This is a genomic window from Gordonia alkaliphila (assembly GCF_023017165.1).
Classification (GTDB): domain Bacteria; phylum Actinomycetota; class Actinomycetes; order Mycobacteriales; family Mycobacteriaceae; genus Gordonia; species Gordonia alkaliphila.
Window position 1 is genome coordinate 26,513 of sequence record NZ_JALKBW010000002.1, and the last position, 13,601, is coordinate 40,113.

Consider the following 13,601-nt stretch of genomic DNA (forward strand, 5'->3'; position numbering starts at 1 on the left):
TTCGGCGCCGCGCGAGCTGGTGACGCCCATGTCCGAGGGTCGGGGCTGCAGGGGCCGGAGTTACCTCGTCCGCCACGGGCAGCGCGGCGACCGTGTCACCCGGCGCCAGCGATGACCCCAATTGCCCATTAAAGGTCGTTGTCCCCCAGCTCCGGTCCGCCGAGGTCGGGTGCGCCGGCGGCCGGGACAGCCGCCTGAATGGTCGCCGGGCACACTCAGTCCGACGATGTCGTTGGTGACCAGCCGTGGGTGGTCACTCCGGGGATCGGTGTGTTGAAGGCCCCCACGGTCAGCGAGGCGAGGATGCCGTCGATCCCGGCGATGTTGCCGAAGTTGCTGAAATCGAAGCTCGGCAGCGGCCACGTCGCTCTTCGCCGGCGAGTGCGGAATCGACGTTGTGCTGGTCGCAGCTCACTGGTCACCGCCGTCGGCGGGCGTCCACACGACAACGCCCGGCAGCTCCGGCTCGAACGACTGATTGGATGCCGCGGAGAACCATGCTTCGCCGATCTTCTGCTCGGCAACGCCATGCGCTTCCGAGATATCGACCGCCCCAGAGGGCAGCGCGTCGAGTCCAGCCTCGTCGGTGATCATGCGGGCTTGCTGCCATGTCGCGGCGACATGCGCGGCCCGCTGGGCGCCCTCCTGGGCGAGTACGCCAGAGCCCACCTTGCCGAAGTCGATCTGCTCGTCGTCTGCGGTCCAGCCGCACAGACACGACAGGATTTCGCTGCAGTCGTCCACTCGGCGTGCGGCGTGCGCGGCGAGGTGCCGGGTGAGGGTGATCATCGGGTCTCCTGGTCGTGTTCTTCTTGGTCGGCGGCGATCTGGTCCCGGCGGACCTCGTAGGACGTCCGCCGAATAGTTCAGTGTCACGCAACTCTTCTTCCGCCCCCGTCGAGGGCGCTACCCCCTGGTTCTCAGGAGCCGATGACATGCACCCAGGTGTCAGGGTCTTGATACTTTTCCCATCCGCCGCGGGCCTCGCCGCAATCACCCGATGCCGGTCGCGACTCTCCCGTTTTCCAACTCAGCGCGGCGGCAGTCTTGGTATCGTCTTTGAAATTGTAGAACGATTCTTCGTCCTCCATCCCGTCTGCGTAGTCGAGGACAAGCTCCCCGGACTTCTCGACCCCGAACACGCGCGTGGCAGCCGGGAAGTCCCGGAGAACGAGATGTTCGTATAGTTCCTTCTTCTGGCCCATGAATTCCCTATCAGTCAGCGTACTTACCGATCACCTTGATCTGTATTCATTATTGCAGACCGTCACCACTCCCACGCTTATTCCGGGGTTCGCCACGCCGATCTCGTCCTGGACATAGCGACGGGCCGTGAGACCGTTTTTTGTCGCTTCCCTACTCTCCCCAGGGAGTGCCGTATCGGATCATCCGGCACGCGTGTGACTGAGCGTGTTTCCATCCGCATCTTCAGGGTTATCCCCCAATTGCTGCATGCGGTTGGCGAATCCCCTCCGGTCGTGGTCACCTTGGTGCCCAGTCGAAGAGATAAGGAGGTGAGCAACCCAATGAGCTATGACCTGAAGGAGTGCAAGAAGTGCGGCAAGACGTTCCTCTTGCCCGCGGGGGAAGACCTTGTGCCCGAAGTGCGACGACGACGGGCATCCCGATGAGCCGGAAATGTTCCGGTCCCCGGCCGATCGTGAGCCCGAGTTCTAGCCGGCAGTTGGCATGACGCACAGACGCCCGCCCCCAGACAAGCGGGGCGGGCGTCTCTGCGTGGGGGCGTTCTGTTCTTGCATGCCCGGGCGCACCCGACGGAAATGAGTGCAGGTTAGGGCTGGTACCAGTCGCTGTCGTCGTCGGTGATTTGGCCTGCGTGGATCACCTTGGGAAAGTCGCCACTGTCGAAGGTGCGCTCGTCGTAGCGGTCGATGCCGGCGACGCCCGCCGCTTGGTCGAGTGCCTCTTCAGGTGTCAGCGACCGCGCCCCCGGCGCCAGCGTGCCGTCGGCAATGAGTGCTTCGATCAGGGCTTCGGGTCGGTAGTTTTCCGCCCGCCACGTATATCCGACGATTCTCATCTTCATAGCCTTTCGTGTGTGCAAGGTCTGCGGCCAGGGTCAGTGTCGCATTAGTCGCCGACACTGGAGCCGCGCGGAGGATCTGGCGCCAGCCGGGGGCTCCCTTAGCGGTTAGGGTTCGCGCGTGTAGGGGTCGGGGAAGGCGCGTTTGTTGTATCCGGCGGGGTCTCCTTCACCGTCCCATGCGGCGACGGCAAGCACCGCTACCGCCAGTGCGGTACTCATCGTGCGAGGGCGCCCTTCCGGGGTGTTCCCGTGCCCGAAATAGCACCAGGCCGCGTCGGCGACGCGGTGTGGTCCGGGCGCATCAATCGGAGAGAGCATGACCCGCCAGTTGAACGCCATTGCGATGACGTCAATGCAGTGGGTTCCATTTGCCGCCATTTTGAGGCACCAGCCGCCGTCGATGCGCGTCACGTTGAGTGTGGCTGCGAGATCGCCGGGAATCATCTCCAGCAATGTGTCCGCGAGTTCCTGGTCGCGCTCTTCGTTCACAGGCCCGGTTTCCTTTCGTGGGCGCCCACTGACGAGACGCAACAGTTCGGTTCAAGAGTACTATTCTCGACTGCTTCGGGCGCGTGTCGGGAGCCGGTGATAGCGTCGCGCGCCATGAACACTATATTGAATGATTCGTCCATTGCCGAGTTCGATGGCGATGATGTGCGCCGAACCGCCCGCACTTTCGAGTATTCGTTGCATCGTCGCGGCGACGGGTCGGTTCTGATCGTGATTGAGGAGCCGAATGGCCGCCATTATCGGGCGGCGGTGGCTCGCGGCACGGCCGGCGGGTGGGAGCGCGATGAGGAGGTCGCCGACGGTGTGTGCCTGTCCGACGACTACGCAGATTCGGTGGCCGCCGGCTTCGAGGCGGCATTCGGCCCGGGGGCGGGCGTGCTGGGGGTGGCCGCTGTCGTCGTGTACGGCACCGCCGACGATGACAGCGATCCCGGATATCTGCGCGTGGAGGTCACCACCGCCACCGAACCCGCGGACACGATCGAGGCGTGGTTTTCTCGGTGCGGTCAGCCAGTGCTTGACCTCTGGGAGTCCCTCACCGACCCCGCCGGACAGCGGTACTTGTACGCCGCCGCGCAGCCGGGTCGGTAGCAGCCCGGCTGGCGTGTGGCTGCGGTGGCTGCGCGCGGCCGCCTGGCTGGCTAGTCGGGCTCGGCGCCGAGGATGGCGATCTCGTCGGAGTTCGCTTCGGCCCATGCGCCAACATCCTCGGGGAACAGGTCCGCATTCTCGCTGTCCCCGGCGTACGCGCGGGACTCTGCGCATGCCGACAGGAACGCCAAGAGTGTCCGGAATGCTTCTTCTTCGTCCGGTTCGGCGCCGACACCGGAACGGATATCCCCAGCAGTGTGCGACCAGTCGGCGGTTGTGATGGTGTATCGGTACAGCTGGCGGCGGCCCTGCGTGAAGTCGACGCCCAGGCATTCTACGGTGATGGTGGCGTCGCCAATGGTTTCGGTGAACATGCCCGGAACAGTATCGGCCGGCCCCGACATGAGCCGGGCTCCATCGCGATCATCCTGGCTGTTTCAGGGAGAGCATGCCCGGAGACCCGGTCCCCTGAGCCCCGGCTTCGGTGACGAAGTCGATCCACACCTGTTCCATGCTGGTGGCACCGAATTTGGTGTAGATCAGCGCATCTGAGTAGGAGCCGCGGGAGGCAGCTTGGTGCACTTCGGTGACGAGGCCCGGCTTTTGTTCGTTCATCCAGTAGAAGAACTCGGCGGTTGGCTGGTATCCGCCCTCCCATTTGTCGGTGGAGGTTTGAAGTAGGAGCGGATTGGTGCGATTGGCGGCAGGGTCGCCGTCGGCGAAGTAGCGAACGTAGTCGGCCAGGCCTTCGGTAACCCAACTCGGAGCGACGCCGGCTTCGCCGTTCGCGGCTTTGTCTGCACCTGGATAGTTTTGAACGGCGTGGGTGACTTCGTGCTCGATTATGCCGCTCAGTTGGGCGGGCCTGAGTTCCGCATTGTGACGGCCAATCGTGATGACCGCGTTGCCGTCGGCGTCGGTGCCGCACATGGCCTCTGCGCGCCTGCCCTGCGCGTCCGGAGCGATGTCACGGAACTGGACCAACACCTTCCGGCCTTTGCTGAGTTCGCCGGTGGGGTCCAGGGCTCGTAGCGATTTGTCGTACGACGTTCGAACGAGGTTGATCAGCTGTTCGCCGTTCATGTATCCCGCCATTCCGGTGGGATCGAGGATCACATCGGCGCCCCCGGTGGGCTGCCCGTTGATGCCTTGGTACCAGTCCAGGCTGGCGATGAACCGGGTGCGGGCAGCATCGACCTCCCTCATCGCCCCCCGCAGCCGAATCTGGGCCGCGTCGTAGGCGGACTGGTCGTACGGGGACACGTGCGCCAGCGCCATCGCCGCGTCCTGCTGTTCCTTGATCAGCCCCGCGTGTAGCCGGTTGTAGTCGTCGATGGTTTTGCGGAGCCCGGCGGTCTGGTCTTTCAGTTCCCCGGTCTGCCGGTGGATGTCGGAGGACTGGCCGGACAGAACAGTCACCAGTGAATCGACAGCCGACGCGGTCTTCCCGGAGAAGACTTCCGCGCCGAGCCGCCGTACGTCATTCACCGCACCTAGCGCCGCATCCGCGAGGTTCACATCCAGGTTGACGTGACCGACAGGGATTGCGCGAGGAATGTACGGGAGTGGGCCCACACCGCTCATTCTAGGGATTGGGGGGCGGGTTCTCTCTCTCATTTTTGCCCGCTAGTGGCAGGTTCGGGCGTGCGGCGCCTCGCGACGGACGGTAAGTGCGTGAGAGCGCGCGAGAATTGCGGCGATTCCCTTTACCCTTGAGCCGTCCACCAGGAGGTCAGTCCCGCAATGAGTGTCGTCATCCACGTTCCTTCCGTGTCGACGTATGTGCGCCAGATCAGCGACGCCGGGAACGCTGTCGCCACTCTCGGGGACACGTTGATCACCGAACTTGCCCCCCGCTTGGAAGCACTGCCCAGTTCCGTGACCGACTACGACCCGGCGGTACGCGTTGCTGTGCAGAACGCAGCTGGACAGTTGGCCATCAAAGCAGTGCGGCTCGGCGATTGGTCCCGCAACGTCGCCTCCCGCTTTCACGGCTGCGACGAAGGGCTAGGCACCTACCTGTCGAAGGCTCAGGCGATCACCGCGGCGGGCGCTGACGGCATGCTGCGTTTGGCCGACGGCGCCGTCAGCGACTTGAACCCCCGCTAGAAGCGCACCGGGAAGTAGCCGTCAGGGCACTCGCTGAGGCTTTGCCAACGGATACCGCCCGCATGCGGGGATTTTGCGCCGCGGCAGTTCCGCTGTGTGCAGCAGGAGAAAGTCCCTGAACGGGACTGCGCACGCAGCATTTGGCCGGGACAGTTGAGCTGGTACTGCTGGTCTTCTCGGTGCACCCGCTTGTCGTAGTCGGCGGCCGCGGCGAGACACAGCTGGCGGGTATGGAACACGACGACGCCCAGCCCGTACAGGTTGCGATCGAAGACCACGGTCTTTTGCCGGCGGGTGATCACCTGTCGGCACGCCGGGCACACCGACGGATCGGAGTACCGCTCCATCTCGTGGGCCGACTCTGCCGCGATCTGGTCGATGACCGCGTGCTGGCACGGCATCAGCTCCCGAGGAGGCCCCGACTTCAGGGGCGCGCCGCGTCCAGTCAACGCCGAACGCCTGCAGCCGATTCCCGCGCCACCGACCCAGCTGCGTGAGCCTCTCATGGTGACTCATGGCGCCACCTCGCCGCTTTCGGTGGGGGCGTTCCTGTCGGCCGTGGTCGGGAGCGCGGTCCACCCATGGCGACCGGCGGCGCGGGACCGGAGTGGCTCCTCTGGCGTGGGGTCGGGGGCCGCTGAAATGGCGGCGGGCCGGTCATGCTGGCGTTTCGGTCCCGGCCTCGTCGGTGGCGAAGGCGGCTTCCCAGTCCCCGTCGTTGCGGTGCGTGGCGCACTGGTGACACAGGCTCGGATAGTCGAACTCTTCGTTGGCGCGGTCGAAGGCTTCGGCCGGGTTCTCTGCTTCGACTTCGACCGACCAGTCCGTCGGGTTGGCGAAGGTGACGGTGTATTTCAACGGTGTGTTCTCGCGGGCCAGGTCACGGCGTGGGCTCGGCGTCGAGTGCGGCGAGTAGGCGTTGGGCAAGCCAGCTTTGGCACTGGGGGCTGTGCTGGCCGAGGGTGTCGATGTGGCAGGTGCAGTTCGGGGAGCCGGCCAGCGCTTGCATGCGCGATTTCAGTGCGGCGCACTCCTGCGCCGCACGGGAGTGGTCGTCCTTCCGTGCCGCGTTCTCGGACTGCAGCGCTTCGACAGTGTCCGCGAGCTTGGTCAGGAGGGTGCTGTCTTGGCGGCCGGGTCCGCGGTAGAGCGCGAGTCTGCGCGCGTCGTCGATCATCTCGACGGTGTCGGGGTGGGGCGTTGCCGGGGCCTGGGCTGGCTGTCTCCCGGCTTGTCGGGGTTCGGCGGTACGCGGGTGGCCGAGCAGGTCTTCCAGTGCGGCCACGAGGTCCGCGGTGAGTGGCTCGGGGTTGAGTGCCAGCGTCAGATCGTCGGGGTCGGTGAGTGCGCGGTGACCGCGTTCAAGGGTGTCGGTGACGAAGGCGGAGGCCTTCTCGCGCTCGGCGGCCGGTTCGTTGTTCTGTCTCCGCTGGCGTGACTCGGCGGCGGCTGCGGCGGCCAGGAGCGCGGCTGCGCGATCGCGCAGCACCCGAGGCGGTACGGGGAGCTCTCGGCCGGGGGGGTACACCTGACCGGGTTCTGTTCCTGTCAGGTCTACGCGGATGCCGTAGTCGTCGAAGAACATCTGGCCGTCGCCGTCGTCTGCGCAGTCGGCTTCGGGCAGTTTCACCGCGGTGTAGCCTGCGGCGGCGATGGTGTCGAATGCGGCAGTCAGTTTGTCAGTCACAGGGATCGGTTCCTTCGTGGTGGCCACTCTGGCGATGTTGTGCCGAGTGTGGCAGCGTCCGCCGACAGCGTGCCGAGGGAAGGGCTGCCTGGGGCCGCGGTGCGCTAGTCAGCGGGTTGTGGCGGCACGGTATTCGGTGTTCATGGTTTTCCTGGCGACCTGGTGGGGCGGGTTGGTCGAGCGGGAGGCCTCGCCTTATCCGGCGGGCTTGAGGAGCAGGAGCCGGGGCCGAGGACTGGTCTCATTCAACGCGGCTGTGAAGTCGAGGTCCAGCGTGAGTTCGTCGTCGGCGCTGGCTTCGCTGAGTGCGTCGAGTACGGGGTCGGCCAGGTCGGCGGCGGACGGCTCCAGGTCGTCGGGGAGCGCCTCGGCGACGGTCAGGGGCAGTGCGGTCGGTAGGGGGCGGCCCATCAGGATTGCGGCGCGTTCTTGGGGGGTGGTGCCGCCCCAGACGCCGTGCATTTCGCCGGCGGACAGGGCCGCGTTGAGGCACTTTTCTCGCACATCGCAGCGGCGGCAGATCTTTTTGGCCGGGCGCGCGGAGGCCCCTTTTTCGGGGAAGAAGGCTTCCGGGTCGACTTGTCTGCAGAGCCCGAGGGCCGCCCAGTCGTCGACCTGTTCGGGCAATTCGTAGACGTAGGTGAGGTTGGCGCTGAGGTCGGGTGTGGCGAGGTGCGAAGTCACGGGGATACTCCTTGCTTTCTTCTTGCCGGTACCCCTCACGCTAATTCTGTGTCGTTTCTTTTGTCAATACTTTTCGTTTTCTTCTTTCCCTACTAGCAGGCTTCTAGGTGCCCCGGCCCTCGCTGAATGCCGATTCGCCGTCCCCCATAGGGTCAGCGGGCGGGCCGCGTCTCGATCCGGGTGCGGCGCAGCCTCTGAGCGATCTCCGGGTGACGCTGCGCCAGGAGTTGAACATCGAGCGCTCCTGCCTCGGTGACGACTTCCGCGGCAATCGTCGGGTAGTCCCGCACAAGCCGGTCTTCGTGGATCCCGTCCGGGGTCAGCGAGATGATCTTGACCCCGCGCTCGTCGAGGATCGCTGTGCGGTCGCCGGCCAGCGCCCGGAGCTGGTTGGCGATCTGATCGCGCTCGGTCTGCAGCTGCTCGATGTGGGCGGTCAGGTACTGGTGACGGGCCGCCCATTCCGCAGCCGCGCCATCGACGTCCACGACCGCCTCCCCCGCACCCAGCGCCGTGCCGTGCAGCAGATCGAGGGCTTCGGCGGTGACTTGCAGTCCGTCCAGTTCGGGGAGCGTGCGGTCGGTGATGTGTCGCCAGAGGTCTTCACCGGCAGCGATGATGCGTTCCTGCATGTCGGTGTCGGCGGCGACCGTATGGTGGCGGCTTTCGCCGCGGCGATCGATCCAGGCGACGATGGCCGCGGGGGCCCCGGTGACGATCATCGCGCCCTGCAGCTGTACGTACAGCGGGTCGGCGGCGGTGGCGGCCGGCAGTGTTCGCGGGGGCCGGCGGAGGGTGCCGGGCAGTGCATGGACGATCAGTCCGGTCTGCGCGGTGACGGCCGAGTGCTGGTACTGCAGCCACCGGTGGCGGGTGGAGATGACGGCGCCGACGGGCGCGATTCGGACCTCGGCCGCGGTTTCGATGTCCGCGAGGAGATAGGGCAGCTGTCGCCGGTCCCACTTGTTGCCCTCGGGCGTTTCGGGTGTCGCGGAGGTTTTTGCCAGCCAGATCGACATGGGTGAGAGTGCGCCGCTTACCCCGAGTACGCCGGCAAGCTCCGCGCAGTCGATGCCGGCGCTGCGCTGTGCCACCCATTCCGGGGTGCCGGGCTCTACCGGGTCGAGGAGTTCGCAGTGCGGCGCCCACTCGGCGGGCAGCTGGTGCGCCGCGACGTCGATTCCCGTTGGCGCGAGGTCGGCTTCGTCGACGTGCAGGAGTTTCGCGATCTCGGGGATGGCGGTAGTGCGTAGGCGGGTGTGGCCGTGTTCCCAGTTCGCAAGGGTGCGGCGGTGGATGCCGAGTTGGTCAGCGAGCCAGCCCCGGGTGCGGCCTGCCGCCCGCAAGGCATGCTCCAGTTGAGGCCAAGTAGTGGAAGTCATAGCCCCGATCTTATGGGCAACCTCCGACATGCTCAATCATTGCTCATTGCGTGTCAGGGAAACACGTTAGCCCAGCGCTTGACGCTACCGACTGGATGTCTGCAGCCCCAGTAGCGAGCACTTTCAGATTGCCCATTGAGCAATTTTGCTGGTTTTTGTCACCCGGAGACTGTATGGTCGCCGGTATGAACGAGCCTGTTGCCGCTACCGAGGTGGAGATCATGGCGTGCTACGCGGCGTTCTCCGCCAAGCAGCAGGCGGATCTCGCTGGCTGCGTCGACGCCTTCGACATGCTGTACGACGCGGTGCTTGCCTGGCCCGCCGACCGCGATGTGACACCACTGATCCAGCGGGGCGACGAACTGTCCTCGGGGCTGTGGGCACAGCTCCACCGACACAACATCGTGCCGAGCACCCACTGTGGTCACCCTGTCTCGCCCGCGGTCGTCGCGACCGCGCTGCAGGCCCTGTCGATGGAAGCCGCACTCGAAGTCGTCGCCTTCGTCCCGGGCCATGACGCAGCGGCCGTCCGCGAGCGACTGCTGACCATGTCGGGAGAAACCGTGCGGGCCTGGACCGCTGACTTCCTCGACTCAACCGCCAGTCACGAGGCCCGCGCACGGCTGATTCGCCGACAGCTCGACGAGGTCGTTGCCGCCGCACGCGGCGCCGCGGAAGTGCAGTAGCCCACTAGAGGTCCGCCAGCGCTCTTGCGCCAGCCGAAAGTCGGGACAGTTCTAGTCCAAGACGCCGTCGGCCATGTACTCGGCGACGGCGACGGAGTAGTTATCGAAGGCTTCGATGATCAGCATGTTGATGTATGAGTCCAGGCTGGTCGCAGCCAGATGTACATCGTCGTCAGCGAAGTCGTCGAGCAGAGCTTGGTCGAAGGTGATCTCCACGATCCGGCCGTTCATCACGCCCAGACCGAACTGCACCGGGTCTTCGATGTCGGAGGAGTCCGACACGAACACAGCCACGTTGTCACGCACCGACAGCAGGTTCTGCTGCAAGTTCGCGTACTTGCGCGCGACGGGCAACAGCGGCTCGTCCATCATCGTCCTCCCTTCATACGAATCCAGCACTGCTCTTCCCCATCATGCTAGACATCCCCCCCGACAGCCTCTTACTGGCCAGCAGGAGGCCCGTCGCCGCCGACCGGCGACTTCTTCATCCCGTAGGTGCCCGATGGTGCCAGCGACGGAACCTCCTGCTGAGGTTTCGCCGGCGCCTCACCTCCCTGCGCACCCAGCAGCAACGCCGCAGATCCCTCCAGGAAGTGCCCCTTCGGGACCGGGTTCTTCGACGGCGCAGACTCTTTCGCCTTGTCCGTGAGGCCCCCAAGCCCCTTGGCCGCTTTCGCGGCGTCCGCGCCAGAGGTGATCTTCGCGACGCCATCGGCGCCGACCTGCGTCACGGCCAACGCCTGATCCCGGTACTGCCCCAGCTGCTGGGCCATCGTGTCTACGCGCCCACCGAGCGCGGTGTACATCGCGCCCAGAGTTTGGGCTTGTCCGCCCAGTGCTGCTTTCACTCGCTGCAGGTCCCCGGCCATCTCGATGTCGACGACGTCGATCGGGGCGGTCGCAGCCTCGATCGCCCCCGGCAGCTTCTGCCCGCGGTCAATGCAGGTGTCGGCGACCTCCCCGACCCCCGTGATGTGTTGGTTCAGTTCCCCGACGTTGAACGAGACGACCATCGTTTGTACCTTCCCTTCGCTGTGCCGCTGCCGGTCACAGTGCGTTGCTCATGCGGGACATCTCCGCCACGTAGTACCGGGCGTCGTCGACTGCCTGCGCCTCCACTGCAGCCAATGCCGAGTACATCAGGTAGGCCCGCCAGTAGTAGGGGTACCGCGGGTCACGGTCGGCGGGCGTCGCCCAGCGGCTGGCGATGACGCGCGCATAGTTCATGTCCAGACCGTCGTGGAATTCCTCCGGCAGGGCCGCCATCTCCGACATCAGCGCCAAAGAGATGCGGTCGAGTGCGACCTTGGGGCCGAAGGCTTCCCGGCCGGCGGCCAGCGCCGACATCACACCCGATTCGACGATCGCGTCCTTCTGGTCGCGGGTCTGCACGGCGGACTCTTCGGTGGTCATCATCGACACTCCACCCACGTAGGTGCCGATCTGGCAGTGCGGGGAGTCGGAGTAGGCGCGGAGCTTCTTGATCGGGTCGGTGTGCCCGGCCCAGTCGCGGAAGAAGTCGGCGTCCTTGTCGGCCAGCACCGACAGCGGGGTGATCGCGGCGGGCAGTTCCACCTGCGGGGGGATGAAGCCCAGTCCGTCCACGGACGCATACACGTAGGTGAAAGCGCCAGCGTTCTCGAAGATACCGATGGCCACCGGCTGCGCCTGTTCGACCGATTCCTGGCTTGCTGCGATCGCCGCGAGATGCGCGTGTGCTTGAGCCTTTGGGTTCGGCAGCAGAGACAGGAAGGCGGCGGCACCGGTCATCGGGAACGCGGCCGCGGCCGCGGCGCCGATGGTGTCGATACCGCGCGGCACGATGGGGGCGTGGGCGGCCGGCGCGTCGGGGACCGTTGCCACCGGCCCCATCTGGTGCGACGCCTGCCCGGGCTGCGGGGCCGCCGCGGGTGCCGGCGCTGGTGCTGGTGCGGGGGGTGCCATCGGGGACATGCCTGCCATCGGCGGCATGCCGCCCATCGGCATCATGGGCGCACCCATCGGGCTGCCCATCGGCGTCATAGGTGCACCCATGGCCGGCGCCGGTGACCCCAGCGGGGGCATGCCGGCACTGGGGTGCGGGGCGATCGGTGCAGCGCCCGCACCCGGCGCCTGGGCGGCCGGGGCCGCGGTCGAGGTCAGGTCGGTGCCCAGCCCGGCACCAGCGACGACGCGAGCGGCGGCGTCGGGGGCATCGACAGGCAGTGGACTGTCCACCGGCAGCACCGGTTCGGCGAACGACAGGTGCGCGCCGATGGCGTCACTGGTTACCACCGGGCTGTCGCCACCGGTGTCGCCCGCGCCGCCGCCGGCGGCGGGCTGGTCGACGGGGTCGCCGGCCACGACCGGCTCATCCGGGGTGGCCTGCGCCACCGCCGGCGTTTGCCCGGACGGTTCCGCCGCTTGCGGTTCGGGGAAGCCGCCGTCGCCGCCCACCGAGGGCCGCTCGGAGCCGCCCGGGGTTGCCGGGGCTCCTCCGGGGGCGCCGGCGGGCGCGGACGGTTCCACCTTCTCCGAGACCCCCGAGGCGGGGGTGTTCTCGGTGCCGCCGGTATCGAACAGGTCTTCGCGGGCACCGTCGAGTCCGATGGACTGCACACGCGTGATCTCCCCGTCGGAGCCCTCATCGTGCACGATCCCCAGTCGCGTCTTGCCCGTCGCGATGTCGTCGATCTTGCGGCCCAGGTCCGCCAGCGGGCCACCGCCGCCCTTGCTGCTGTCGCCGAGGAGCTTGCCGATGCCGCCGAGCGCAGGCGAACCGCTACCGCCGCCGGCGAGCGGTCCTGGCCCGCCCATCGCGCCAGCTCCGCCCGCGAGCGGGCCGGCCCCGAGTGCGCTCGCGCCACCGATACCGCCCATGGGGCTGGCGCCGAGGCCACCCATCATCGGGTTGCCCATGCCCATCGGCGAACCCATGGCGCCGTACGGCGATCCCATTCCGGTCATCCCGGTGCCGCCGCCCAGGGCACTCATCCCGGCGCTGGCCATCGCCATGATCGCCGGCATGAACGCCATGATCATCGGGAGCGCGGTCTGCGCCAGCGCAGCCGTCTGTGACGGGTCGCCGAGAATGCTCGACAGCGCACCCAAGGCCCCCGAGCCACCAGTCTGCGAACCCAGAACACTGCCCGGGGCGATCGGCGTGCTGCCACCGAGGGGCTCACTGCCACTCATCCGGGAAGATTCACCGGGGGCACGGCCAGCATTGTGGTCAGCGGCCAACGCCGTCTGCGCCTCATCGAACTGCCCGCGGACCACCCCCATCGCGTCCCGGCCCTGACCACGCAACTTCATACGTTCAGCTGCGAGCCGACCCGGCGGCCAGTTCCCGGCCAGCGCCTGGGCCTGCAGGGCCGCGTCCGTCGATTGGACGGTCGTGAGAATGCCGGTCTGCGCGGCCTGCCCGGCCCGCACATTCGCCCCAGCCTGGGTATAGGTGCGGCCGTGGTTGATCGCTCTCGCACCGGTGTTACGCAGATCGCCCGATCGGCCCATGAACTGCCCGGTCACCACTTCACCGGTGGCGCCAGTCATCGACTGCACGACCTGGTTTCCGGCGCCGAACAGCTGGTCGGCTTGGCCGTTGACCATCGCGGCCAGCGAGGCCTCGTCGGCGGCCAACGCATCCCACTGGCCGGCGTCTTGGTCGATCCAGTTCCCGGTGAGGAACGGGTCAGCGAAAGGAGGATCAGGGGCCATCGGGGCGCTCCTACTCGTTGGTGACGGCCACGCCGTCGATGGAATCAGTGTGGGTGTCGTAGCTGTCCTGGGCGTCGAGCAGCCCGTTGATGGCTGCCGCGATCTGCTCGGCCATCACGTCACCCGGGGGGCGGTCGGTGAACACGGCAGGGTTGACGAACACCATCGGTCGGCCTTCGAAAAGGCGCGCGGACACGTACGGCTGG

The 13,601-nt window shown here is 66.8% G+C and carries 19 protein-coding genes; 3 read left to right on the plus strand and 16 right to left on the minus strand.

The features are described 5' to 3' along the window. Positions 1 to 215: 215 nt before the first annotated feature. The 5 genes from MUG78_RS16940 to MUG78_RS16960 all read right to left on the minus strand — a co-directional run bounded on the left by MUG78_RS16940 (position 216) and on the right by MUG78_RS16960 (position 2,536). Complete coding sequence (locus MUG78_RS16940) at positions 216 to 422, minus strand: hypothetical protein (RefSeq protein WP_246997296.1); 207 nt, start codon at positions 420 to 422, stop codon at positions 216 to 218. Further along, positions 412 to 789, minus strand: a complete 378-nt coding sequence (locus tag MUG78_RS16945; protein WP_246997298.1) for a hypothetical protein — start codon at positions 787 to 789, stop codon at positions 412 to 414. The genes MUG78_RS16940 and MUG78_RS16945 overlap by 11 nt, the downstream gene beginning before the upstream one ends. Before the next feature lie 131 nt (positions 790 to 920). Then, complete coding sequence (locus MUG78_RS16950; RefSeq protein ID WP_246997300.1) at positions 921 to 1,205, minus strand: hypothetical protein; 285 nt, start codon at positions 1,203 to 1,205, stop codon at positions 921 to 923. A gap of 587 nt (positions 1,206 to 1,792) precedes the next feature. After that, positions 1,793 to 2,041 (minus strand): hypothetical protein, encoded by a 249-nt coding sequence (locus MUG78_RS16955; protein WP_246997302.1) that lies wholly within the window; start codon positions 2,039 to 2,041, stop codon positions 1,793 to 1,795. 111 nt (positions 2,042 to 2,152) lie between these two features. Continuing rightward, positions 2,153 to 2,536, minus strand: coding sequence for a hypothetical protein (locus MUG78_RS16960; protein WP_246997304.1), 384 nt, complete (start codon positions 2,534 to 2,536; stop codon positions 2,153 to 2,155). A gap of 270 nt (positions 2,537 to 2,806) precedes the next feature. On the opposite strand from MUG78_RS16960, the gene MUG78_RS16965 reads away from it, so the two are divergent. Beyond that, positions 2,807 to 3,148: a hypothetical protein gene (locus MUG78_RS16965; protein ID WP_246997306.1), complete on the plus strand. Its 342-nt coding sequence runs from the start codon at positions 2,807 to 2,809 to the stop codon at positions 3,146 to 3,148. 50 nt (positions 3,149 to 3,198) lie between these two features. Here MUG78_RS16965 and MUG78_RS16970 read toward each other — a convergent pair whose 3' ends face one another. Beyond that, on the minus strand, positions 3,199 to 3,522 hold the full coding sequence (locus MUG78_RS16970; RefSeq protein WP_246997308.1) for a hypothetical protein: 324 nt from the start codon (positions 3,520 to 3,522) through the stop codon (positions 3,199 to 3,201). 49 nt (positions 3,523 to 3,571) lie between these two features. After that, on the minus strand, positions 3,572 to 4,723 hold the full coding sequence (locus MUG78_RS18390; RefSeq protein ID WP_246997310.1) for a basic secretory protein-like protein: 1,152 nt from the start codon (positions 4,721 to 4,723) through the stop codon (positions 3,572 to 3,574). Between the two features lie 168 nt (positions 4,724 to 4,891). Between MUG78_RS18390 and MUG78_RS16980 the strand changes: the two genes are divergently transcribed. Beyond that, positions 4,892 to 5,257 (plus strand): hypothetical protein, encoded by a 366-nt coding sequence (locus tag MUG78_RS16980; RefSeq protein ID WP_246997312.1) that lies wholly within the window; start codon positions 4,892 to 4,894, stop codon positions 5,255 to 5,257. Here MUG78_RS16980 and MUG78_RS16985 read toward each other — a convergent pair. The 5 genes from MUG78_RS16985 to MUG78_RS17005 form a co-directional block, all read right to left on the minus strand. Then, entirely contained in the window at positions 5,254 to 5,658 is a 405-nt protein-coding gene (locus MUG78_RS16985) for a hypothetical protein (protein WP_246997314.1), read from the minus strand. The two genes, MUG78_RS16980 and MUG78_RS16985, sit on opposite strands and share 4 nt — an antisense overlap. Before the next feature lie 256 nt (positions 5,659 to 5,914). Beyond that, positions 5,915 to 6,115: a hypothetical protein gene (locus MUG78_RS16990; RefSeq protein WP_246997316.1), complete on the minus strand. Its 201-nt coding sequence runs from the start codon at positions 6,113 to 6,115 to the stop codon at positions 5,915 to 5,917. A gap of 22 nt (positions 6,116 to 6,137) precedes the next feature. Continuing rightward, positions 6,138 to 6,944, minus strand: a complete 807-nt coding sequence (locus MUG78_RS16995) for a hypothetical protein (RefSeq protein ID WP_246997318.1) — start codon at positions 6,942 to 6,944, stop codon at positions 6,138 to 6,140. 195 nt (positions 6,945 to 7,139) lie between these two features. Beyond that, entirely contained in the window at positions 7,140 to 7,628 is a 489-nt protein-coding gene (locus MUG78_RS18470; protein WP_372493297.1) for a WhiB family transcriptional regulator, read from the minus strand. A 152-nt stretch (positions 7,629 to 7,780) separates the two neighbouring features. Beyond that, positions 7,781 to 9,010: a helix-turn-helix domain-containing protein gene (locus MUG78_RS17005; protein WP_246997320.1), complete on the minus strand. Its 1,230-nt coding sequence runs from the start codon at positions 9,008 to 9,010 to the stop codon at positions 7,781 to 7,783. A gap of 173 nt (positions 9,011 to 9,183) precedes the next feature. On the opposite strand from MUG78_RS17005, the gene MUG78_RS17010 reads away from it, so the two are divergent. After that, the gene (locus MUG78_RS17010; protein WP_246997322.1) at positions 9,184 to 9,696 is read left to right on the plus strand and encodes a hypothetical protein; all 513 of its coding nucleotides are present in this window, start codon (positions 9,184 to 9,186) and stop codon (positions 9,694 to 9,696) included. 51 nt (positions 9,697 to 9,747) lie between these two features. On the opposite strand, the gene MUG78_RS17015 is transcribed toward MUG78_RS17010, so the two are convergent. From MUG78_RS17015 to MUG78_RS17030, 4 genes are all read right to left on the minus strand, one after another. After that, positions 9,748 to 10,068 carry a hypothetical protein gene (locus tag MUG78_RS17015; RefSeq protein WP_246997324.1) on the minus strand — a complete coding sequence of 107 codons (321 nt, stop codon included), beginning with the start codon at positions 10,066 to 10,068 and terminating at the stop codon, positions 9,748 to 9,750. Positions 10,069 to 10,136: 68 nt separating this feature from the next. After that, positions 10,137 to 10,709: a hypothetical protein gene (locus tag MUG78_RS17020; RefSeq protein WP_246997325.1), complete on the minus strand. Its 573-nt coding sequence runs from the start codon at positions 10,707 to 10,709 to the stop codon at positions 10,137 to 10,139. A 34-nt stretch (positions 10,710 to 10,743) separates the two neighbouring features. Further along, positions 10,744 to 13,395, minus strand: a complete 2,652-nt coding sequence (locus MUG78_RS17025) for a hypothetical protein (protein ID WP_246997327.1) — start codon at positions 13,393 to 13,395, stop codon at positions 10,744 to 10,746. Between the two features lie 10 nt (positions 13,396 to 13,405). After that, complete coding sequence (locus tag MUG78_RS17030; RefSeq protein ID WP_246997329.1) at positions 13,406 to 13,561, minus strand: hypothetical protein; 156 nt, start codon at positions 13,559 to 13,561, stop codon at positions 13,406 to 13,408. Positions 13,562 to 13,601 lie beyond the last annotated feature (40 nt).

Excerpts from the sequence above, each read along its gene's own strand:
- MUG78_RS16945 (WP_246997298.1), bottom strand. The coding sequence starts at position 789 with ATGATCACCCTCACCCGGCACCTCGCCGCGCACGCCGCACGCCGAGTG.
- MUG78_RS16950 (WP_246997300.1), bottom strand. The coding sequence starts at position 1,205 with ATGGGCCAGAAGAAGGAACTATACGAACATCTCGTTCTCCGGGACTTC.
- MUG78_RS16955 (WP_246997302.1), bottom strand. The coding sequence starts at position 2,041 with ATGAGAATCGTCGGATATACGTGGCGGGCGGAAAACTACCGACCCGAA.
- MUG78_RS16970 (WP_246997308.1), bottom strand. The coding sequence starts at position 3,522 with ATGTTCACCGAAACCATTGGCGACGCCACCATCACCGTAGAATGCCTG.
- MUG78_RS16980 (WP_246997312.1), top strand. The coding sequence starts at position 4,892 with ATGAGTGTCGTCATCCACGTTCCTTCCGTGTCGACGTATGTGCGCCAG.
- MUG78_RS16985 (WP_246997314.1), bottom strand. The coding sequence starts at position 5,658 with ATGCCGTGCCAGCACGCGGTCATCGACCAGATCGCGGCAGAGTCGGCC.
- MUG78_RS17005 (WP_246997320.1), bottom strand. The coding sequence starts at position 9,010 with ATGACTTCCACTACTTGGCCTCAACTGGAGCATGCCTTGCGGGCGGCA.
- MUG78_RS17010 (WP_246997322.1), top strand. The coding sequence starts at position 9,184 with ATGGTCGCCGGTATGAACGAGCCTGTTGCCGCTACCGAGGTGGAGATC.
- MUG78_RS17015 (WP_246997324.1), bottom strand. The coding sequence starts at position 10,068 with ATGATGGACGAGCCGCTGTTGCCCGTCGCGCGCAAGTACGCGAACTTG.
- MUG78_RS17020 (WP_246997325.1), bottom strand. The coding sequence starts at position 10,709 with ATGGTCGTCTCGTTCAACGTCGGGGAACTGAACCAACACATCACGGGG.
- MUG78_RS17025 (WP_246997327.1), bottom strand. The coding sequence starts at position 13,395 with ATGGCCCCTGATCCTCCTTTCGCTGACCCGTTCCTCACCGGGAACTGG.
- MUG78_RS17030 (WP_246997329.1), bottom strand. The coding sequence starts at position 13,561 with ATGGTGTTCGTCAACCCTGCCGTGTTCACCGACCGCCCCCCGGGTGAC.